The following is a 20,972-nucleotide window of genomic DNA, read 5'->3' as shown; positions in this document are numbered from 1 at the left end:
CAGGAAGCGGTAGCCGAACTCAGGGTCCTCACGGTGGGCACCGAACAACGCGTTCGCGCGATACGCCTCAGCGAGTATGGCTTCGGTCACCGGCTTGTCGAGCCAGCGGTAGTAGGGCTGTCTGGCGAGCTTGAGTACCCGGCACGTCACCGTGACGGGCACCCCGTCCCCGGCCGGCTCCTTCACGAGCGGGTAGATCCTTTTCCCGGCAGATGTGCCTGCGACAGATAGGCCGCGGCCCGGCGCAGGACCTCGTTCTCCTGCTCCAGCAGCTTGATCCGCCGACGTGCCTCCCGCAGCTCCGCGCTCTCCTGGCTGGAGGTTCCGGGCTTGGAGCCGTCGTCGATGTCCGCTCGGCGCATCCACTTCCACAACGTCATCGGGTGGACTCCGAAGTCGGTGGCCACCTGCTCGACCGTCACGCCTGGGCCGCGGTTCCTCGCGACCCGCACGACGTCCTTGCGGAACTCTTCCGGATAGGGCTTGGGCACAGCGACATCCTTCCCACCTGCCCTACAGGGCAAGCCAGTTCAGATGTCACCCGATCGTGCGGCAGACCCGCCCGTGTATGTGCGACACGCTGTCAGTACTGGAAAGCTCACAACCTCGGCGAGCGCATGGCCGACGAGCCGTCTCTCGCCTCGGTAGCAGTACAGCAGCTCTTCGCCGCAGACGGACAATTCAGCCCCGAATACGAGAGTCCCGTCGACCTGCCGGGCAACGTATTCGTGATCGACGATCTACACATCGCCCCGCCCTGTCGCCGCCCTGGTGTCCAGCATCATCGACCGGCTGACCGACAACCAGTACACCGTGATCCTTCCCCGACTCTCCGTGGAAACAGCGACCGCTCTCCTCACGGAATCGGCTGTCCTGCTGAGTGCCGAACCCTTCTCCAGCGAACTGCTCATCATCGACACGAGCCTGGCTGCTCCGGAGGACGCCGCGCACCACGTCCGTAACCACCTGCGCTCCCGCGCCCGCCACGGAGACGGCCCCCTCGGCGAGACCTGGGACGAAGAGACCGAAGAAGACGGGGAAGTACTTCACCGCGCGTACACGCGCAGTGCTGCACCTGGCCCTTCGGGAACTCGCGGAACAGGCGTGGAAGGAAGCAGACACGCTTGGGGACCAGCCAACCCAGCGAAGTGCCGGCGGATTCTTCGGTTCCCTGCCGCGGGTGACCTGGCACCTGGACAAGGCATGGCGGAGACAGATGGCCCGGGCCTTCGACGACCTGGCCACTGACTGTGAGACCGGTGCCCAGGTCGAACCACGCAGCACCGGCGAGGAGATGGCCCTGCACCTCGGGATTGCCCGTGCTCAAGACCTGACGCACAACCGTCCCCGGCTCGTGCAGAACACCGTGACGGGCCTGCCCGAGCACCGAGCGGACTTTGACTGGGAGGCCTGCTCAGACGTTCTCTTCCAAGATCACGACGTGCTGATGCTGTTCGACCCTTCCCTCGACGGCATCGAAGACTCTGCTGGTGACCTCCACCAGTCAATGGGCATGGTCAACCTCGCTCCACAAGACTGGTTCGTCGCCTTTGACCCTGAACAGGATCGTAACCCCGCACGCGGCTTCCGCCATCCGTGACCGGCGTACGACACAGCGGCTCCCGGCACGTCTGTGCCGACCAGGTCGCTCGGGCACAAGACAGGGGCGAACAGCACTCCGCAACGATCACTTTTCACAGACGATCCCTCCAGACCCGAGCCCCCCGGGGGGTCACAACGCGTCGCCCATCGTGACAGTGTGAGACCTGCTCTGTCGTGAAATGCAACAAGGGGGATAGGACGTGGCAGCGGGGACGGGTGGGGCGCCTCAGCTGACCCGGGCACATCGGGTCCTCATCGGGGTGGTCGTCTTCGGCGCCGTCGTCATCGCCGGGATCGGTTTCGCGGGATCGTACGCGGCGGTGCGGGAACTGGCGCTACAGAAGGGCTTCGGGAACTTCAGCTACGTCTTCCCGATCGGCATCGACGCGGGTATCTGCGTGCTGCTGGCCCTGGACCTGCTGCTGACCTGGATCCGCATCCCCTTCCCGCTGCTGCGGCAGACGGCGTGGCTGCTGACGGCGGCGACGATCGCGTTCAACGGGGCCGCCGCCTGGCCCGATCCTCTCGGCGTCGGCATGCACGGGGTGATCCCCGTCCTGTTCGTGGTCTCCGTGGAGGCCGCCCGGCACGCGATCGGCCGGATCGCGGACATCACCGCCGACAAGCACATGGAGGGCGTCCGCCTCACCCGCTGGCTGCTCTCCCCGGGGCCGACGTTCCTGCTGTGGCGCCGGATGAAGCTGTGGGAGCTGCGCTCCTACGAGCAGGTAATCAAGCTGGAGCAGGAGCGCCTGGTGTACCAGGCGCGGCTGCGCTCGCGGTTCGGCCGCGGCTGGCGCCGCAAGGCCCCCGTCGAGTCCCTGATGCCGCTGCGCCTGGCCCGCTACGGCGTTCCGCTGTCCCAGACGGCCCCCGCGGGCCTCGCCGCTGCCGGCATCGAGGAGCCATCTGCCCTCGTCACCGTCGAACGTATCCCCGCACCCGCCGACCGGCCCGACGACACCACGCCCAGCCCCGCACCGGACGACAGGACGACACCGGCGCAGATCCCACAGGCACGCGCGGCACAGCATCCGGCAGCGACCCCCGAGAGGCCACACGGCTCACCGACCGCCGACGGAAAAGACGTCGAGCGGTTCGCCGATGCCTACCAGTCGTTCCTCGCGCGCTACGAGGTCGAGCCGACGCCCATGCAGTGGGCTTCGTGGCTCCGTGAGGTGTACGGAATTACCATTGCGGCAGGCAACCCCCTCGCCGACGACCAGGTACAGCCCCTCCTCCTGGCCCTTCGGCAGCGCTACGCGGCATCGGCCGGAGAACCGGCAGTCTCCGACGAGCCGGAACCGGCTGACGAAGCTATCGACTGGTACGACTACTTCCACAGCGCCTGGCTCGCCTACGCCGATGAGCACGGCACCTTCCCCGACGCCGACGCCTTGGCTGCCTTCGTCTACCAGCGCGACGCCATCACGGGGGAGGGCGGCCGGCCCATCACCGGCGACGCCCTGGCCGACTTCGTCGATCGCTTCCAGAAGCAGGAGCCTGCCGACGGACAGGATGCTGGAGCACCGACCGACGAGTTCGATGGCCAGGACGCCGACGAAGCCACCGCACGGCAGGAGCCCGAGATGGCCTCGACGGGGGCGCAGGCCGCCAAGGAGAGGCGCAGCCCTCGGGTGGATGCGCTCATCGACGACCCGCCGACGGGACCGGCAGCGTCAACAGCGGAGAGCGCCGTCCTCACCGCGGCCGACCGCTACTACCTCGGATGGATGGAGTACCAGGCCGAACACGATGCCGAGCCCACCGCCGAGGAACTGTCCGCCCACCTCGCCCAGCACGGAACCTACGGCCGCGGCGGAAAACCGGTCAGCCCGGCGAACCTCCGCCGCTACTTCCTGCCCTCCCGCGTCTACCACGTCTGGGCCGAACACAGGACGGCCAGTGAGAACCCCGCTGCGGACGCCGTCGCGCAGCACTGCACGGCCCAGGGAATCACCGGCCAGTACAACAAGCCCATCACCACCGCCTACATCACCGAGCATGCCGACGAATTCGAGCGACGCTGGCAGGCCCTCATCCACCACCACGCAGGCGCCCAGCACGGATGAGGTGACCGATCCGCGAACGAGGAGGAGAACCGTGCGAGGACGGCCCTCTACCCGCTGGCCGGGCCTATCGCTAGCACGGGACGCACGACGGCAGGGGAGCTGACGGGCCTTGACGGCGACCTGGTCCGACAAGCGATGTAGGCTCCGCGACTTCGTGCGCACTGGTTGCTGCGGAGACTCCAGAATCCGGGCTCGATGCGCATTCGCCCGGTCGGTCGGGAGTGCGCACCTCCTCCGCGCCAGCGTGGTTCACGGCGGGCGGGGCTTCGGCAACACGCGCATCCTCAGCCGACATTGCGCATCGACTCTGGATCCTAGAGCGATCACAGGATCTTGCGGGCATTAACGCCGGCGTCGTTGAGAAGCTCCTTGATGAGTTGTTCGGTCTCGGTCTCCATGGAGCAGTCGAGTTCCCGGTTGACCTGTTGGAGGCGGGTGATCGCGGTGTGCAGTCCCTGCCGGTTCCCGGCCGTGTGCTCGAGGCGGCAGAAGTCGCGGTAGAGGAGTTCGGCGGTGTGGTCGACGTCGAGGCCGATGGCGACGGCCTGCCGGGCGGCGCTGAGGTCCTGGTGGGGGCCAGGCTGGGTGCGGTAGGTGGCCACGGTGTGCGCCACGTCGACGATCCGGGTCGTCATCTCCTGCTGGTAGGGCTCGGCCCATGGCAGGGGATTGCCCCCGAACGGCCTGCCGCGCACCAGGCCGAGTGCCTTCTCCAGGTCGAGCAGGCCGGCGGGGCCTGTGGGCAGGGCGTGTTCGACGAGGTGCAGGAAGCGGGTCCAGTCGCAGCGTACGGCGGGGGAGAGGCGGTAGGGGTCTTCGCCGGTCCTGCGGCGCGGCACGTAGGGGTTGCCGTCGGGGTCGTTGCCCAGCGAGCGACGCAGGCCCTGCACCCGGGCGTTGAGAGTGTTCAAGCTCCAGGGGTTGGCGGGGGCCATGTCGGAACACAGGATGTCGGAGCTGCGCCCGGGCCGGAAGAACAGCAGCGCGGCCAGCTGCGCGAGTCGGGGGCCGTGGCCGGTGCCGGCCACTCCCGTCACCTCGATGGGACCCAGGACCCGAATCTCCGGCGCGTGCAGGCCACGGGCGGTACCTTCGGCCGCTCCCGCCTCCGCCGCCGAGCTCGCTGCGCTGGCCGTCTGCTCGGTGCCGGGCTTGTCTTCGACGGGCGCTGGGGAAGGCTCGGTGCGGGCGGCGGCTGGAGTGTCCGTGCCGGGAGCGTCTTCCCCCTGAGTCTGGGGCGCAGGCGCAGGCGCAGGCGCAGGCGCGGGTGCAGGCAGCAGGCGCAGGCTGGCCGGATCGGTGGTGGCGGCGAGCAGTGCCGGGAAGACCTCGCTTGCCTCTGCCTCCTGCGCCCCCGCGTCGCCTGACTCCGTAACGGGCCCGGGCGTCGTCGGCTGCGCTTCCTGTTCGTTCTGATTCACGCTGGTGGGCTCGTCTGGGACGTCCTTCCATGCGCCTTCGGCCTCGTGGGCGGGCTGCGCGGCAACCTTCAGCGCGGTGGTGATCTGGAGGTAGGCGGCGTGTTCCAGGCGCTGGACCGTGACCTCTTGGCCGGTGGAGTCGAGGGTCTGCGGCGTGCTGAGGGAGGCGTTGAGGAGTTCCGCGTCGGGGAAGTGCGGGGCGGCCGTGCTGGCCGGGGCAACCAGGGTGACCGGGACGTCGCCGGCCTTGTCGATGACGTCGGCGAATTCCCAGGCAGTGTCGGCATCGAGGGCCGACACGCACAGCAGCAGGTAGGGCTGGCGGGCGGTGTCGGGCAATTGGTGGGCTTCGAGGAGCCGTTCGGTCAGATCGCGCAGCGCGTGCGCGGGCTGGCGCATGTGGGCGATCCTGGCGGTGGGCAGCAACTGCGGCAGTTCCTCGCCGAACCCGACGGTGACGACCTCGACCTCGCCCGCCCACGGGCTCATCCCGAGCTCCAGAGCGAGCGAGGTGCACACCTCGGTGATGTGCACGGGGTTACCGTCCAGCAGCAGAGCGGAGGCCCGGGCGAGGTTGAGCAGTACCAGGTCCCCGTTCTCGGTGCTGCCGATGGTGACCAGGCCCGGGCAGGGCGCCGGCACGTCACGGGCCGCGTCCTCTCCCAGGAGGACGGCATCCGCGTCCAAGACCCACCACCCGCCCTCACCGGAGACGAACGGCGCCGGCGGCTTGTGGGAGAGGTCCTCGGGCAGCACGTGGAGGGTGCGGGCCCCGATCCGCGCGGCCCGCACCACCGGCACCCCGGCCCCCTCCTCCTGCCGGGCTGCATGGTGGGCCATGGTCCGCAAGGCCAGGTCCAGGCGCGCGGCACCTCCGGGTTCCGAGGCCGCCGCCAGCTGCGCCTCGGCCGGGGAGGTCTCGCTTGCGATGGCGATCGTCTCGCCGGGCTTGCGGCGGCGCCGCTGCAGCGTGCGGCGCAGGGCGAGCGCACCCGTGATGGCGGCGGCCAGCAGCGCCCCGGCCCCGAGCACGATGCGCAGGTTCAGCGGACCGTCGGCCCGGGCCGGTGCCGGTGCCGGTGCGGGTGTGGAGGGGTCGGTGGAGGTGGCTGCGGCCTCGGGCGTCTGCGCCGTCGAGGTCGGCGTGGACGGCGTGGTGGAGGGGGCGCTGGTGCTGGGCTGTGGGGTCGCTGGAGCCGCCGTGGCGGGGGAGCGTTCTGGGCTGGGCTGTCCAGTAGACGGACTACTCGGCGTGGCGGGAGCCGGCGGGGTCGCGGGTGCCGGGGTGCGGTCCGGTGCGGGAGCCTGCCCGGTGTCAGGAGCCGGCCTGTCCGGCGTCTGCTCGCTGTCCGGTGCCTGAGCAGTCGGAGGAGTGCGCTCCTGGCGGTCCGACTCGCTGGGCGGCGCCTCGGCGTTCTGCTGCTCGGGCACGGTGATCTGCTGCCCTGCGTAGATCACATCCGGGTCGGTGATGGCGGGCAGCTCTTCGGGCTGCGGCTTGCCGCGGCTGGCGGCGAACAGATCAGGCCACTCGTCGCTGTCGCCGAGCTCCTCCTCAGCGATCTTCGACAGGCTGTCGCCCTCATCGACGGTGACCACGTGCACGCTGCTCGTCTCGTCGTCGACCGCCGTCTTGGCGGTCAGCTGGGTGCGCTCACCGCCGGCGAAGTCGTGGTCGGTGGGCATCTGCAGCTGCCAGCCAGCTTGCAGGAACATGTTCGACTGGAAAGTCTGACCGTTGGTCATGATGTGGCCTTCGTTCAGGGCGGCGATCTGGCGCCACCTTTCGCCGTCCCCGAGTTCCTGTTCGGCGATGCTCCACAGGCTCTCGCCCGCCCGGACGGTATGCACCGTCACGGCCGAGCCCGTCTCGGAGCCCGACTGCACCTGCTGGGTGGACGACGGCTCGCTGGCAGGTTGCCCATTGGCCTGGCCGGGCAGTCGGGTCGCGGTGGCCGTGGTGGCCGCTTGCGCGTCGGAGGCAAGGGCTGAGCTGGTTGGCAGCAGTACGAGGATGCTGCCGATCAGCGCGGCCGCGGCCCGCTGCGAGGCGCCGAACCCGCGCGGCACCCGCCACGTGCGCCCCCGCAGTTGCGCGACCAGCTCCCGCGCTGTGCAGAACGCGAACTGGACCCAGCCCACCCAGCCGACGACGAGCAGCAGCGCCAGGAACGCTGCGCCGGTGTCCTGCCGGTCCAACAGATGCGCAAGATCGTCGTGCGTGGCGGCCCAGATGACAGGAGTCGCCCAGGCGAGCAGCAGCGGCAGCCCGACCAGAGAGCCGGCGAGGACCAGCAGGCTCATCATGCCGGTGAACACCCGGGCCGGGGTGCGGCCGGCGGCGGCAGGACTGGGAGCGTGGCGCATCAGGGTTTTCCTCTACTCGGGTGCGGTGACGCCGTGCAGGAGCGTGGCGGAGCCGTGGCCGGTGACCGGCATGGAACCGATCCCGACCACGGGCAGGAACTTCGTGGCGTAGGTACCGGTGGTGTGCACGGTGAGCGTCTTGCCGTCCGCGGACACGCTGACCGTGCCGGTAGCGCCGACAGACCGCAGGTAGACCTGCGCCGCAGCGACGGCATCCTGCGGCCTGACGATGACGCTCTCGCCGCTGATGGCCGCGGTCGGATCGATGGCCTGCCCGCCGGCCCGGGCGGCTTCCCCGGCGACGTGGTCGGCGCGCTCGGTGGCCCGCAGCTTGCCGCCCCCGTCGACAGCGACACCGATGATCCCGATCAGCGCGACGACGCATACCGCCACGAACACGGTCACACCCCCGCGATCGTTCCATCTGTGCGCACGTGCGTTCACGCAGGTCATGGTCATGAGGACCGGCCTCTGAAGGCATCGACAACGGACGTGGCCGTTGAGGTGAGGCTCCTGGTCCCCGGGACGCCGGGCAGCAGGAGGTCGGCGAGGCTCACCGTGCAGTTCACGGTCACCGTGACGGTGCCGACCTGGCCGACTGGCACGTTCAGTCCGCTGGTGTCGATGGCGACGCTGCTGGTGGCGCAGGCGATGCCCTGGTCGTCCAGGGATTCGGCGGCCGCGGCCTGAGCTGCGGCTTGGGCGGAGGCGGCCGTGCGGTGGATGGATGCTTCGCGGGCGGCGTCCTCCGCGGCGGCGTCGATCTTCGCCCCGGAGGTGACCAGACGGCCGCCCGCGAGCGCCAGACACACGAACATGATCAACGGTGGAATGACGATGGCCGCCTCAATGGCGACGCTGCCCCCATCACCACCCCGTGCCGTGCCCAGGCGTCGCATCACCCTGGAGATGGTCATCACGGCTGGACCCATCTCTCGGCCGGTCCGGAAGCCGACTGTGAGATGGTCAGCCCCGGGACACCGGGCAGGAGTGACTGGGCGACCCCGCTGACCTGTACACGGACGCGTTCGCCGTCGCTGCCGGCGCTCACGCTGACAGAGCGCAGGCTGTCCCCGGCCGTTCGGCCCAGGACCTGGCGGGCGCGGGCGGTGCCGTCGGCGGGGCCGGCCTGGTAGGCGCGGGCGGCGGTAACGCCTTCCCGGGCAGCGGTCAGGGCGATCTGCCGGGCGTAGTACCACATGGAGGCCTGGATGACGGCGATCGCGGCGAGCAGCACGAACGGGTAGACGATGGCCATCTGGATCGACGCGTCCCCGCGGTCATCCGTCCACCGGCGCCCCCGCCACCATGCCGTGAGGCGGGCATGATCGAGCATCAGATGCCGTTCAGGTTTCCGTTGTACTTGGCGATGACCGCGGCGATCGTCCCGGCGATGACCAGGGCGCCGGTGACGGCGGCGACCCAGATGATGACGGTGGTGATGCTGATGTCGCCCCTCTCCGGGCGCCGCTGCAGCTCGGCGAGGCCTTCCTCCAGCCGCGTGGTCACAGCGAGCACGGCACGGTAGGTGCAGGCGGCGGTGTACTTCACAAGATTCTCCTTGTCGGTCAGCAAGGCTGGTTCCGGGGCCGGGCCGGCCGGCCCGGTTCGGTTCACACGGTGAGCATGCGGATCACGGCGGGGAAGGCCATGAGGAGCATGACCAGCACCGCGAGCAGCGCGCCCGGGGCGGTCATCTTTTCGCTGGCGGCGTTGGCCTCGGCGGCCTGGTCGGCGAGGAGTTCGGCGCTGAGCGCGGCGGTCCGTGCGCGCAGGGCCTTGTAGACGGCGGCGCCGTCGGTCGCGGAGCCGCGCATGATGTCGGCGACGTCGTCTAGGGCGGGCAGGTCGTACTGGTCGGCCAGCTCGCTCAGTGCCTGATAGGGCGGGATCTTCTCCAGCCGGGCCCGGCGCAGCGCCCCCTGCAGATAGAGGAAGGGCCAGCCGCGGCCGACGGCGGCCGCTTTCTCCAGGGCTTCGGTGGGGCCGGCGTCCGCAGCGCGCTTGAGGGCGACCAGGTCCAGGTAGGCGACCAGCGCGTGGGCGAACTCCTCCCGCGCCCGCTTGGCCTGGTCGCGTACCGCGAGGTCGGGGGTGATGAACAGTAGGCCAGCGGCGGCGAGTCCGACGACGGCCGGCACGTAGAAGGGCAGCGAGATGCCGGCCACGATCCACGGGATCGTGACGAGGACGGGGCACAGCAGGCCGAGGGCGGCGAGCGCGGTCTTCTTCAGCATGAACTGGCCGGGGCCCTGGCCGAGCAGGGCCAGGTTGGTTGCGGGTACGCGCACGCCGGGCAGGCGCTCGAGGCGGGCTTGTAGCCATCGCCCCCAAGCCTCGTCCCGGTCCAGGTCCTGCTCGGCAGACAGCGGCAGGCTGCCTGGAGCCGTGCGCTGCAGGGCCGGGGCCAGGGCGGGTTGCGGACGCAGCAGCGTCTCCCGCACCAGCAGAGCAGCACCGGCGCCGACCGTCCCACCGGACAGCACGATGGGCAGAAGGTTCACGGAGTGGCCCCTTCCGGCTCACGTTCGGTATCAGAGGCAGCAGCGGAGGTCGGTAGCCGAACAGTGCTGTGCACATCGGGGACCAGGAACCGTGGGATGCGGCGGAAAGCACTGAGCTGCCGCATCAGCGCGAGCGTGGCGACGAACCCGGCCGTGAGGAAGGCGAGGACCAGCTGGCCGAGGAGTGTGGAGTAGGGGGCGGTGTAGGAGGGGACGAAGAAGCCGGCCACCACGATGCCGACGGTGATGATGGTCATCCACCGCACCGTGGTCCGCGGCTTAGCCCGGTCCGCCTCGATGCTCCGCTTCTTGGCGACCTCGTCGCGGACGCTGCCCGCCAGGTCTTCCAAAGCTTGGGCCAGCCCCGGCCCGCGGTCGCCCGCTGACAGGATCAGCGCAGCCACCACCTTGTCACCAGTGACGTCACCCAGTTCGTCACCGAAGGCGCGCAGGGCGTCGTCGGGGCGCCAGCCGAGCCGCAGCCGGTCGGATAGATTCACGATCTGAGCGGCGAGTTCGTCCGGGGCGCCCTGGCGGCTGGCGATCATCGCCTGCTCCAGGCCCATACCGAGGCGCAGCAGGCCGGCCAGCCGCTGCGTCCACTCGCTGAGCGCCTCGAGCTGCCCGATGCGCTCTGCGGCGATCTGCCCCGGCGTGACCAGCCACGGCACACCGATCACTGTCGCGCCGAGCAGAACGCCCGCAACGAAGTTCCCGGAAGCCAGCCACACCGCAGCGAACACCCCGGCCGCGGCGACAGACAAGGCCCGCCGACGCATCCGGGCATCCTCCGTCTGGTCCGGGCCGCGTCGGGCCAGCATCCGCTGCCACCACGAGGCCCGGCGCGGCGCCGACGTTCCCACGATCCCGGCGACGACGCCGATCAGCCCGCCGACAACGGCCATGCCGCTCAATAGCCCCCACAGGAGAATCACCGGGTGCCTCCGACCTTCAGCGGCAGCGGCGCGGGCCAGGCTCCGTGGGGCTGTTGCAGCAGGCTGGAGTCGAATCCGACGCGGCGCAGGTCGTCGATGCAGCCCGGGTCCATCCGCGGCACCGCCCGCAGCTCCCCGAACTCCAGCCCGGGGGAGAAGACCTCGTTGGTGGCGGGACGCCCGGACTCTCCAATGCCGGTCAGCTCCAGGACGTGGGAGACGTAGCGGTGGCGGCGGCCGCCGATCCGCGTCTCGTCGGTCATGTCGACGTACACGATGAAGTCCAGGCCGTTGGCGGTCTGCCGGTAGGCGAGCTGCTCGGACAGGTTGCCCTGGGCCAGGGCGTAGAGTTCGGCGATCCGGTCGAAAATGATGTCGGGCCTTCTGGCGTGGATGGTGCACAGGTTGCCGCCGGCGCCGTTGGTCAGCGCCTGCATCATGGCCACGACCTCCGGGCCGCGGACCTCGCCGACCACGATCCGCTCCAGCGACATCCGCAGCGCCGGATGCATCAGATCCAGCAGCGTCACCTCGCCGGCACCGCGGCCGGTGAGGTCCTTCTCCCCGTTGGACTCGCGTCCGATCAGGGAGACGACCTGGCGGTGGTAGCCGTTGGCGTGGGCGAAAAGTTCGTCCTCGGTCTGGATGGTCGCGAACCGCGTCTCCGGGTCGAACTCCTTGAGCATCGCCCGCAGCAAGGTCGTCTTCCCGGCCTTCTGCTTGCCCGCGATCATGATGTTCTTCTCCGCGCGCACACAGGCGCCGAGGAACTCGCGCAGGACCGGGTCGATCGTGCCCAGGGCAACGAGGTCGTCCAGGTCGGCGTGGGAGACGCGGTGGCGGCGGATGACCGCGTACGTCATCGGCCCCAGCCCGGTGACCGCCTGCAGCCGGGATCCGTCCTGCAGGGACAGCGCCAGGGTGGGGTTGGCGGTGGAGATGGTCCGCTCCTGGTGCCCGGATCCGCGGGCCAGCTCCCGCAGCAGCTCCAGGAGCTCTTCCTCGGAGTCCGCGATCGGCCCGACCATGCGGCGTTCCCCGTCGCCGTAGTCCAGCCACACCTCACTCGGGCCCTGGATGATGATGTCCTCGACCCGCTCGTCGTCCAGATACGGCTGCAGCCGCCCCGCCCGGTACAGCAGGTCGTAGACGGCACGACGCAGCGCTTCGTCCTGCTGCGGGCTCATGGCTGCGGCGTCCGAGAACACCGCGACCGCCTCGGTGATCCAGTCCAGGCAGCGCTGCTCTTCGCTGGCCCGGTCCATGTCGGGGGCCGTCTTCAGGAGGTCCTCGCGCTGCTTGGCGACCTGCGAGGCGATGTGCCGGGCGACTTTGTAGTCCACCGTGACCTGCGGTGCCGCACCGAGCACACCGAGGCCCGCGGGTGTGCCTTCCGCTGGTTGCGGCGTCTTGCGGGGGCGGCCGGGCGGCGGCACGACGGTCGGGTCGGCGTGCAGAGGCCTACCGCGCATGGGACACCGCCTCGCTGCGCACCGGCGCGGTGGGTGGGCCGAGGCGGGCACGGCGGGCGGCTGCCCGCTGTACCAGCAGGGTGCTCGTGGTGCGGGCGGCCTTCATCAGCGCGGACTTGGTGAAGTGGCGGGGCTGGTCGGCTCCGTCGGACAGCACGCGGGCCTCCTTCGGCGCGAACGGCAGGGTCGCCACCACCGGGACCTGCAGCACCCGCTGCACCTCACCCGCCGGGTACGGCCCCTCATCGATCACGATGAGGCCGACGTCACCGACCCGTTCCGACAGGGCGTCCACCCTGCTCTGGGCGGCCTGCAAACAGCGCAGCGTGTTGCGGACCACGACCAGGACGAGGTCGGCCTGCTCGGCCAGGACACCGGACGGGCCGACCGCCCCGCGGCGGCCGAGATCGACCAGGACGTCGTGACCATGGTCGGCGTCGATGCCACGGAACATCGTCGCGAGCCCTTTCCAGACCGAGCTGAGGCTCGCGGCCTGGGCGGGATCGGTGATCCCGGGCAGCAGCAGCCGGTCGCGCGGCGACTCCGGCTTGCCGTCCTCGCTGCTCAGGTCGATCAGCTGCCGCCAGAACGCCTCACCGAACTCACCCTTACGGGCCGCCACGGACAGATTCCGCAACCCGTACCGGTCCCCGAGCGTGCCCTGCAGCAGCCCATGCAGGATCGCACCTCCGTCCGGGTCACATTCGGCCAGGATCATCCGGCGGCCGGGTTCCAGAGGCCAGGACAGCAGCAGAGCGAGAGCACTGGTCGTCACCCCCGGAGCGCCGCTGCACCCGGCCAGCGCGATCACGGCCATCAGTTGTTCTCCGGGGAATCGAGGACCAGGCGCAGCGCGTCGGCCGACACCCACGCGGCAACGGTCGGACCGTCGTCCGCCGTCGTCGCCACGTCGACCACCACGACCCCGGTGCCGGGGGCCGCCTTCGACGCCTTCACCACCCGGCCGGCGATGCTCTGCGGACCGGCCTTGTCGGACTCCTTGCCGGGATCGGCCGCCCCCTGGGCCGGCACATGCACCAGCTGGACCCTCTGGCCTGGCACCAGCGCGGTGGCCGGGACCTGCTCCGGCTTGAGCCCGATCGGCACCAGCTGCTCACCGGCCTTCACCAGGGAGTCCTTCGTGACGTGAGACGGACTCAGCAGCGAGCCGGGCTTCAGCTCGACTGCCGCCCGCTTACCCACCACCGATTCCATCTTGTCGGCGCGCACGGCCTTCACGGCCGGGTCCAGCGCGACCGAGGCCTTGCCGAGGTCCTGCTCGGTGAGGACCTGACCGACCTGGACATCGCGTACCACCGTCACCACATCGGTCCGGTCCCCGACCTGGAGCAGAAGGACGGCCACGCCCGCGCCTCCGGCCGCGATCAGAGCCAGGGACAAGGCGATGACGCCCGGTCGGCGCCGGCGGGCGGACACCCGCGGAGGGGCCACCGGACCGGCCGCCTGCGCCTGCAGGGGGACGGCGTGCGCGGGGGGCGCCGCGGTGCGTTCCTTCGTCTTGCTCAACGATCTGTCCTTTCGGCGGCTTCTACCTGACGACCTGCAACTCGCCGATGGCCACCTGCACGTCGGACTCACGGATCTCGGTGAACTGTCCGGCCTCGCCGCCGCCCTGCCAGTCGACGGCCCACGTCGACGTCGCAGTCACGGTGAACTTGCCGGACTGGGCCCTCGCTGAGGACGTTTCGTAGACGTGCCCGCAGGTAGGGGACTTGGCCATTTGGGATGAGCCCCTGTAAGGGGTGCCCGGCCCGTTGCATGTCACGGTGGAGCCATCACCCATGCTCCAGGTGATCGAGGAGACCCGGGCAGTGGCGGTGACGGTTACGGCTCCGGCTGTGGCACTGGTCGTCTGGGGACCGTATGAGGTGGGCGTCTGGTCCACCCACAACCACATCGGCACACCGACCGTGTAGCGGCCGACTGCCCGTGGGCTAGCGATGTCTGGGCCCAGCAGCTTCATCTTGGAGACCGCTATCGCAGCGACGGCTTCCGGGTCGACGGCGGGGGGTTCTTCTCCGTCGGCCACCCACACCAACTGCTCATCTGTCATGGTGCCGGTGCCGTCGTCACGCGTCAGCTCGCAGGAGCGGATGAAAATGGCGCCCTTCTCATCTGTTCCGTGCCCCAGCCTGTACTCGCTGTCCGCCGGCGGCTGCGGTTCCATCTTTTCGTAGGTGCAGACCGGAGGCTTGTCGCTGCTGCCGCCGCTGCTGCTGTTACTGCTGCCGCTGCTCCCCGTGCCAGCGCCCTGTCCGCTGGTTCCCGGAGCGGCGGTGTCGTCCTCGGCCTCGCAGACGACCCACCACTTGCCGGTGCCCATGCAATGGCCGCCTGTGGGCGGATTGGCCTGGGCTGACGAAGGTGCCAGTGACAAAGCGAGCAGCGCTGATCCGAGTGCGGCACTCAGCAGGCCTGCTGTTCTGGAGAGACGTCGAGGATCTTCCACTGCTCCCCCCACTTCTCAGCCTCGATCTTGTTCAGGTAGCGCGTGAGACGCTTCTCGGGCATCTCCACAGGCTTGCCGGACTTGCTGTAGACCAATGTCCACTCTGCGGTGTCCAGGCAGTCCGTTAGCTCGGCCTTGGGAACCTTCGCCGCGACATCGATCTGCGTGACATCGACCTCGTGGGTTGGCGCGCCCGTGGCGACGATGCCCTTGCTTCGCAGGTCCTTGAGGTCCCGCTTGGTACTCGAAAGTGCCAGGGCAGCGGCATACTCGTCCAGGTTGGTCCCTGTGGCGTCCGCTTTCCGGTATGCCTTCACCTGCTCGTCCCACATCTTGGAGTAGGCCTGCAGTACCGCCTTCTTCTCCGCTGCTTCTGGGTCAGCCGAGGCGGTCGATGCTGCCGGCGATGACACAGGCGGCGACGTCTGAGCAGAGGGCTTGCTGTCGCTGTCCGAGGAGCTACACGCGGTCAGGGCAGTCGCGGCCAGCGCGATCGATGCGGCAGCGAACCCTCGGAAACGAACAGCGGAGCAGTGCGCGCGGTCTTTCACGATGCCTCCCCGTGCAACGCGGTGCGACAGGACCCCTGCCCACGTCGAAGAACGACACAGGAGCAGTCCCGCAGTTCGGTCAAGCTGCGGTGATGCGTTTGCGTGATCGCAAGATTACGCATATGCCAGTCAACTCCAAAGCTCGGCACCCTAGTTCACCCAGGTCATCTCGGGACGTAATCGGTCACTTCCGGAACAGGAAGTTGATTTGTTGTCGTGTAGCTTCGCGAATTTCAACTTCAACAGCTCCCACGTCTGTGGGCGCCCTCTTCACAGTTCCGTCCACGGCCGTGACTCGCCGCCGCTCAGAGGCACCCAGACATCGCTGGTCGGCCCCTGTGCCTCGATGTCGTCCAGGATCGTGGCGCCCAGTGGCACGGTGCGGGCCATGGTTGCGACGAGCGGGTGTTGGGTCACCATGGCCTGCAGGTCGCTGATCCGGTTGTCCAGGACCTGCCGGTTGCCGCCGGTGAGGACGAACAGGATGCGGGGGAAGACGGGGTACCAGCGCAGCCAGGCAGGCCCGGGAAGGGCCGACTGTCGGGAGCGGTTCCGTCCCACCAACTGTGGTTCATACGACCACAGGCGGGCGTATTCGATCAGTTTCGAGGCGAGGCGTTCACTGCTCATGGTGGTGCGGTCGACCTCGACGAACGCCCGGAGCTTGGTCCGCTGCTGGGCGCGGGTGAGGGTGTAGTGCATCAGGGCGTCCGTGATGACCTTCTCGCCGTCGCCGAGAGAGTGGGACACCTCGGGTGTCCAGTCCAGGAAGCCGTGCTCGTCGCCGCGTTCGCGGGCGTCGGCGACGAACGCCAGGTGGGTGCGGAGCACGGTGAGCGTGTGGGGGGTTTTCAGCGAGGCGGCGGTGGCGGAGGTGACCGGGTAAGCGGGCCGGCCCCGCAGGGCGGGGAAGTCCTTCACCATCCGGACTCCGTCACCGGTCAGATACCAGGCGCGCATCCCGCGGGAGCGGGGCAGCACCGTGCAGTCGACCAGGCCCTGGCGGCGCAGCTCGTTGAGCGGGGTGTTGACGGTCTGGCGTCTGACGTGGGGGCGGAGCAGAGCATGGAGCTGGCCGGTGGTGGCCATCCGGTGCTGTCCCAGGGCGGTCAGGAGCTGGTTCGGGAGCGGTTCGACAGGACTGGGGACATGCGCAGGAAGGGCGGGCGCGGTCTGGGCGGTGGTCACTTGTAGGTCTTCTCCTGGTTGTCCGGTGTGGTGGTGGGGGCGAGCTGGGCGAGGAAGGCGTTGACCCGGTCGAGCTGGCCGCGGGCTCGGGTGGCGAGTACGTCCAGGGGCGCGGTGCCGGCCGTGGTGCGGGCGGCGCGCTCGAACGCTGCCGTGTTGTCGGGGCGGGCGTAGGCGGCGAAGACGTCGTCGAGGTGCGGGCCGGTGATCTTGACCGGGCCGACGCGGCGGCCCCTGACCGTCAGCGACACGTAATGGTCGAACCTGTCCAGGGCGGCGACGACATCGGGCCCGGGCTCATCGCCCCATTCGGCGGTGACAGGCGCGATGGCGGACTGGGAACCGGCGGTGGAGGCGAGAGTGGAGGCGTTCTGCACCAGCGACAGCCGCACCGGGGCGGGGAGGCGGGCGAGGAGCTGGGTCATGCCGTGGACGTGGACCCGGTACTTGCGGAAGTCCTCGAACATGCTCGCGATCGTCTCGGGAGCTGCGCCGGTCAGGGTGATCAGCTCGTCGAAGTAGGCGCGGAACGGCACCCGCCTCGCTTCGGGCACGTCCCGGCGGGAACGGACGGCGCGCAGCAGGTCCCGGGCCAGGAGCGCGGTGATGAGCCGGTCGGTGGGCCCGTTGCCGCCCGGGCACACCCACACGATCATCTTCGAGTCCATGGCGGCCCGGATGTTGTAGACGCCGGCCGCCTGGCCGAGGAAGGCGCGCGTCACCGGGTTGGCCGCCAGGCGGGCCATCGGGTTGAGCACCACGGCGAACGCGTCCGGCGGCAGCGTGGGGAACACCACCCGCCACCAGGCGCGGGTCTCCTCGTCCAGCCGTCCTTCTACGCCGGCCAGCGCTGTGGTGCGGAAGGCGGGGTCGGTGAGCAGAGGCCGCACGTGGAAGAGGGTGGTCTGGTCTGCGGGCCGTCCGGCTTGGCAGGCGGCCTCGTTGACGGCGACGAGGACGGCGAGGGCGGCGGTGAGGATGGTCAGCGCGCGGGGCGCGGTGGCGTCGTCCCAGCCGAGGACGGAGGCGAAGGCGTCCGCGGTGGCCTCGACGACCTCGTGCGCGACCTGGCGCTGGCGCATGTCGAGCGGGTTCCACGAGCTGACCTGCGGTGCAGGTCCGTGGGCGCCCAGGTCGATCAGGGCGATGCGGTCCGCGAGAGTGGTGTGGGCGAGGAAGGGCAGGGCGCGGGGCCAGGAGTCGCGGTGGGGGTCGACGAACATCAGCCCGCCACCGGCGTGGGCCCAGCCGATCGCCTGCGCGAGGGCCCGCTCGGTCTTGCCACCGCCCGCCTTGCCCACCCCCACCTCGAACAACGTCTCGGCCGCGTAGGTGGCGACCAGACGGCGGCGGCCGTCCGGGCCCTGATGAATGCCCTGCAGCAGCAGCCGGGGATCGCCGAATTCGAAGGTCGGCAGGTCACCGGCGAGCAGCGGTAGCCGGCAGTGCCTCGTGGGCGGCTTGAGCAGACCGGTCAGTTCCTCCAGCCGCACCCAGTTCGGGCGGGGCGGCTGGCAGTGCCCCAGCTCCCAGCGGCGTTCGAAGCTGCGCCGGCTGGGCCAGCGGTCCGCACCCAGACGCCACGGGCCCAGGTGCCAGCCGCGCATCGCCCACCTCGAGCCGGACCCGAACACGTCCAGGGCGGCCTGGAGCTGTCCGAGCCGTGCCTCGGCCCGCCCTTCGGTGTCGGAGGCACACATCACCAGCAATTGCACGCGCACCAGGTGGTCGTCGTCGGCGAGTTTCCCCAGCGCTTCGGCCGGGTCCACCCGGCGCGGCACGGGCGGCATCACCAGCCGCCGACCACCCCCGGCCCCGGCCGACTTGCTGCCGATCAGCTGCTGCAACTGCCAGCCCAGGGAGTCCTCTACGCCGCCGGCGTCCTGCCGCAGCCACCGGGCCGCCCGCTGCGCTTCGCGCCGTTCCTGGCGGCGGGCGTCCGACATCAGCTGGACCCGCCTGGCCCGCAGCGTCCACTTCGGGGCGCGCTGGATGTCGAGCCGTAGTTCGGCCAGGTCTCCGAGGCCGGCCCGCAGGTCGGAGACGGCGTCGACCAGGGGCTGCAGTGGATCCGGGTCGAGCGGGACGTCTCGCAGTGGGGCCGTGGGTTTGCCGCGCAGGATGAACTCGGCTCGGACGACGTGCGTGCGCGGCTTGTCGGCGATCGGCAGTCCCTTCTTGACGGTGACGGCCGGGCCGAACGGCGTGATGGACAGCAGCCGTTCGCCGCCCGCGGGGCCTTCGATGCGGTAGCGCAGAGGGCTCGATCCGTCGGCACGGAGCCGGATCTGTACGGCCTTCGTACGGCGCGGCGCCCACCACGGCATGGACGTGGACGCCCTAGCGAGCTGCACGCCGCGCCGGAAGATCTCCTCCAGGCCCGGGTCGAAGTGCCGGGCCGGCACGAGTTCCAGCGCCATCCGTTCGGCCGACGCCTTCCTGGCGAGGCGGCGCACGACCCACTCGGTCAGCGTCCAGCATCCGGCGACGAGCAGGGTCAGGAGGTACCAGTGGGTGAGCAGCCACCCGGCGACGTCGACGAGGCCGGCCAGCAGGTCCAGGAGGCCGTCCAGCGGGGCGGCCAGGGTCAGGTGCGGGGCTGCGGGATCCACTCGGGTTCCCCTTCCTTCGGGTTGGTGCGGGTGAAGTGGAGGTCGGTGATGCGGCCGTCGGTGTGGGTGCCGCCGCGGTCGGTGCCCGCCCACACCAGATGCACCACCGCCTTGTCCGGACTGCCGTCCTGGCGGGCGATGGCGGCCTGGATGCGGAAGCGGGCCGTGGCGAACGCCGGCGCAACCCCCTGACCGGCACCGCCGAAGTAGGCGGGCCACCGGTCGCGGCCGACACCGGTTGCATCGGCGCGCAGCAGCGCGCGGCCAGCCGTGAGCAGCTGTCGCTCGTCGACGGCGTCGAGGTCGGCGGGCCATGCGGCGTGCAGGGCCTGCTGGATGGCCCGGTCACCCGCCGCCCCTTCACCGTGCGGCGGCAGCGCCGACACGGACACCGACGGCGCAGGCGCCGTGCCCGACGGCGACGAAGCTGCGGCGTTATTGGGTGCGCGGCCGGCGGCCGGCGGCGTGCTCGAGGAAGAGGGCGACGGGTGGCTCGACGGGATGGTGGCGGCCTGGCGTGCTGTCGCTCCGGCGGACTGACCCGGGCCGATCTTGCCCGGCCACGTCAGCAACGCCGTCCCCGCCACCGCGAGGATGAGGGTGGTAGCCAGCAGCAGGCGCGCAGGGCGCGCAGGGCGCGTTGGGGGTGTGGTCACAGCAGTCGGGCTCCTCCCGCGTAGCCGGACATCGCGTCGACCGCGTCCAGCCGCACGACCGTGCCGGGACGGGCGGCGTTGACCATCTGTCCGGAACCGACGTAGATCCCGACGTGGTAGATCGTGGAGTCCCGGCCCGGGGCGTAGGCGTAGAAGACGAGGTCACCGGGCTTGAGCGCGCGCGTTCCCGCGCTGGCGGGGATCCGCTCGCCGACGCCGGCCTGGGCGGCCGCGGTGCGCGGCAGGCGGATCCCGGCCTGGGCGTAGGCGTAGGTGGTCAGACCTGAGCAGTCGAAGCCCTTGATGCGGGCGCCGCTCTTGCCGCTGGGGGAGCAGCAGATGCCCGTGCTGGGGCCCTTCGCGGTGCCGCCACCCCACGAGTACGGGACACCTCGATGGGCGAGCGCCGCCTCGATGACGGTGCGGACGTCCCCGGTGACGTTGTCCAGGGTCGGGCTCTTGGCGGCGGCGGTGTACTGGTCGATCCAGCCGCGGACGTTGGCGACGTACGCGTTGGACCGGTTGTACTGGAAGATCGCTGCCCTCAGCTGCGGTTCCTTGGTCAGGTCGCGTCCGTTGCCGCACAGGTAGACCGCGGCGCCGAGCGCGGCGTCGTCGGCATTGTGCGGGTCCGCGGTCCTGTCCGCGTTGGCGTCCTTGCCGACGCCGTCCCAGGTGGAGGGCAGGAACTGGAAGGGGCCGACTGCGCGCTCGCCGGTGGCGGTGCCGTCCCAGCGGCCGCCGTCCGTGTCCGGGAAGACGGTGGTGTTCCCGCCCGCACCGGAGCCGTTGAGGAGGACCCCGTAGATCCTGGGCCGGATGTCTCCGTTGCCGGCGACGTTGCGGCCCCCTGCGTGGTTCGACTCGACCTTGGCGATCCCGGCGAGGATCGGCCAGCGCATCCCCCGGCACTTCGGCACGTGCTTGCCCACCTGCTGGGCCGCGTTCTGGTAGGCGGCGAGCATCCGCGGCGGAATGTCGGCGACCTTGCCGCCCACCGCGATGCCACCGCCGTCGTCCCCAGCTCCGGTGGCCAGGGACACATACGCGCCCACCGAGTTGGCGATCGGGGCCACGCAGTACACCGCACCGAACAACAACAGCAGCCCTGCGCACCCCCAC

General features: G+C 70.3%; 19 protein-coding genes and 1 pseudogene. 2 read left to right on the top strand and 18 right to left on the bottom strand.

Translation table 11 applies throughout. From position 1 onward, the window contains the following. Both ACP4J0_RS33125 and ACP4J0_RS33120 read right to left on the bottom strand, forming a co-directional pair. A pseudogene (locus ACP4J0_RS33125) lies at nucleotides 1-186 on the bottom strand (IS3 family transposase); the annotation flags it as partial. Next, nucleotides 183-491 (bottom strand): transposase, encoded by a 309-nt coding sequence (locus tag ACP4J0_RS33120; RefSeq protein ID WP_426602408.1) that lies wholly within the window; start codon nucleotides 489-491, stop codon nucleotides 183-185. The gene ACP4J0_RS33120 and the pseudogene ACP4J0_RS33125, both read right to left, overlap by 4 nt. Before the next feature lie 575 nt (nucleotides 492-1,066). Between ACP4J0_RS33120 and ACP4J0_RS33115 the strand changes: the two genes are divergently transcribed. Together ACP4J0_RS33115 and ACP4J0_RS33110 are read left to right on the top strand one after the other, a co-directional pair. Continuing rightward, the gene (locus ACP4J0_RS33115; protein WP_426602407.1) at nucleotides 1,067-1,600 is read left to right on the top strand and encodes a hypothetical protein; all 534 of its coding nucleotides are present in this window, start codon (nucleotides 1,067-1,069) and stop codon (nucleotides 1,598-1,600) included. Nucleotides 1,601-1,802: 202 nt separating this feature from the next. Next, on the top strand, nucleotides 1,803-3,674 hold the full coding sequence (locus ACP4J0_RS33110) for a DUF2637 domain-containing protein (protein ID WP_426602406.1): 1,872 nt from the start codon (nucleotides 1,803-1,805) through the stop codon (nucleotides 3,672-3,674). Between the two features lie 323 nt (nucleotides 3,675-3,997). Here the strand turns inward: ACP4J0_RS33110 and ACP4J0_RS33105 are convergent, their stop codons facing one another. The 16 genes from ACP4J0_RS33105 to ACP4J0_RS33030 all read right to left on the bottom strand — a co-directional run bounded on the left by ACP4J0_RS33105 (nucleotide 3,998) and on the right by ACP4J0_RS33030 (nucleotide 20,926). After that, the gene (locus ACP4J0_RS33105) at nucleotides 3,998-7,462 is read right to left on the bottom strand and encodes a LysM peptidoglycan-binding domain-containing protein (RefSeq protein ID WP_426602405.1); all 3,465 of its coding nucleotides are present in this window, start codon (nucleotides 7,460-7,462) and stop codon (nucleotides 3,998-4,000) included. A 12-nt stretch (nucleotides 7,463-7,474) separates the two neighbouring features. Continuing rightward, the gene (locus tag ACP4J0_RS33100; RefSeq protein WP_426602409.1) at nucleotides 7,475-7,915 is read right to left on the bottom strand and encodes a pilus assembly protein TadG-related protein; all 441 of its coding nucleotides are present in this window, start codon (nucleotides 7,913-7,915) and stop codon (nucleotides 7,475-7,477) included. 2 nt (nucleotides 7,916-7,917) lie between these two features. Then, on the bottom strand, nucleotides 7,918-8,379 hold the full coding sequence (locus tag ACP4J0_RS33095; protein ID WP_426602404.1) for a TadE/TadG family type IV pilus assembly protein: 462 nt from the start codon (nucleotides 8,377-8,379) through the stop codon (nucleotides 7,918-7,920). Beyond that, nucleotides 8,379-8,798, bottom strand: coding sequence for a TadE family protein (locus tag ACP4J0_RS33090; protein ID WP_426602403.1), 420 nt, complete (start codon nucleotides 8,796-8,798; stop codon nucleotides 8,379-8,381). The genes ACP4J0_RS33095 and ACP4J0_RS33090 overlap by 1 nt, the downstream gene beginning before the upstream one ends. Further along, nucleotides 8,798-9,013, bottom strand: coding sequence for a hypothetical protein (locus ACP4J0_RS33085; RefSeq protein WP_426602402.1), 216 nt, complete (start codon nucleotides 9,011-9,013; stop codon nucleotides 8,798-8,800). Before ACP4J0_RS33085 ends, ACP4J0_RS33090 begins: the two co-directional genes overlap by 1 nt. 62 nt (nucleotides 9,014-9,075) lie before the next feature. Further along, entirely contained in the window at nucleotides 9,076-9,966 is an 891-nt protein-coding gene (locus tag ACP4J0_RS33080) for a type II secretion system F family protein (protein ID WP_426602401.1), read from the bottom strand. After that, a complete protein-coding gene (locus tag ACP4J0_RS33075; protein WP_426602400.1) occupies nucleotides 9,963-10,901 on the bottom strand; it encodes a type II secretion system F family protein in 939 nt (312 codons plus the stop codon). The genes ACP4J0_RS33080 and ACP4J0_RS33075 overlap by 4 nt, the downstream gene beginning before the upstream one ends. Beyond that, on the bottom strand, nucleotides 10,898-12,373 hold the full coding sequence (locus ACP4J0_RS33070; protein ID WP_426602399.1) for a CpaF family protein: 1,476 nt from the start codon (nucleotides 12,371-12,373) through the stop codon (nucleotides 10,898-10,900). The genes ACP4J0_RS33075 and ACP4J0_RS33070 overlap by 4 nt, the downstream gene beginning before the upstream one ends. Next, nucleotides 12,363-13,190, bottom strand: coding sequence for a hypothetical protein (locus tag ACP4J0_RS33065; protein ID WP_426602398.1), 828 nt, complete (start codon nucleotides 13,188-13,190; stop codon nucleotides 12,363-12,365). The genes ACP4J0_RS33070 and ACP4J0_RS33065 overlap by 11 nt, the downstream gene beginning before the upstream one ends. Further along, nucleotides 13,190-13,900, bottom strand: coding sequence for an SAF domain-containing protein (locus ACP4J0_RS33060; RefSeq protein ID WP_426602397.1), 711 nt, complete (start codon nucleotides 13,898-13,900; stop codon nucleotides 13,190-13,192). Before ACP4J0_RS33060 ends, ACP4J0_RS33065 begins: the two co-directional genes overlap by 1 nt. Nucleotides 13,901-13,922: 22 nt before the next feature. Beyond that, complete coding sequence (locus ACP4J0_RS33055) at nucleotides 13,923-14,717, bottom strand: ATP/GTP-binding protein (protein WP_426602396.1); 795 nt, start codon at nucleotides 14,715-14,717, stop codon at nucleotides 13,923-13,925. Between the two features lie 83 nt (nucleotides 14,718-14,800). After that, entirely contained in the window at nucleotides 14,801-15,394 is a 594-nt protein-coding gene (locus tag ACP4J0_RS33050) for a hypothetical protein (protein ID WP_426602395.1), read from the bottom strand. 270 nt (nucleotides 15,395-15,664) lie between these two features. After that, a complete protein-coding gene (locus ACP4J0_RS33045; protein WP_426602394.1) occupies nucleotides 15,665-16,582 on the bottom strand; it encodes a replication-relaxation family protein in 918 nt (305 codons plus the stop codon). Further along, on the bottom strand, nucleotides 16,579-19,194 hold the full coding sequence (locus tag ACP4J0_RS33040) for an ATP/GTP-binding protein (protein ID WP_426602393.1): 2,616 nt from the start codon (nucleotides 19,192-19,194) through the stop codon (nucleotides 16,579-16,581). Before ACP4J0_RS33040 ends, ACP4J0_RS33045 begins: the two co-directional genes overlap by 4 nt. Beyond that, nucleotides 19,170-19,586 (bottom strand): hypothetical protein, encoded by a 417-nt coding sequence (locus ACP4J0_RS33035; protein ID WP_426602392.1) that lies wholly within the window; start codon nucleotides 19,584-19,586, stop codon nucleotides 19,170-19,172. Before ACP4J0_RS33035 ends, ACP4J0_RS33040 begins: the two co-directional genes overlap by 25 nt. Nucleotides 19,587-19,846: 260 nt before the next feature. Then, complete coding sequence (locus tag ACP4J0_RS33030; RefSeq protein ID WP_426602391.1) at nucleotides 19,847-20,926, bottom strand: C40 family peptidase; 1,080 nt, start codon at nucleotides 20,924-20,926, stop codon at nucleotides 19,847-19,849. Nucleotides 20,927-20,972 lie beyond the last annotated feature (46 nt).

This window comes from Streptomyces sp. WG7 (genome assembly GCF_049975785.1).
In the GTDB taxonomy this organism is placed as follows: domain Bacteria; phylum Actinomycetota; class Actinomycetes; order Streptomycetales; family Streptomycetaceae; genus Streptomyces.
This window is presented reverse-complemented; position numbering and strand designations above follow the sequence as displayed.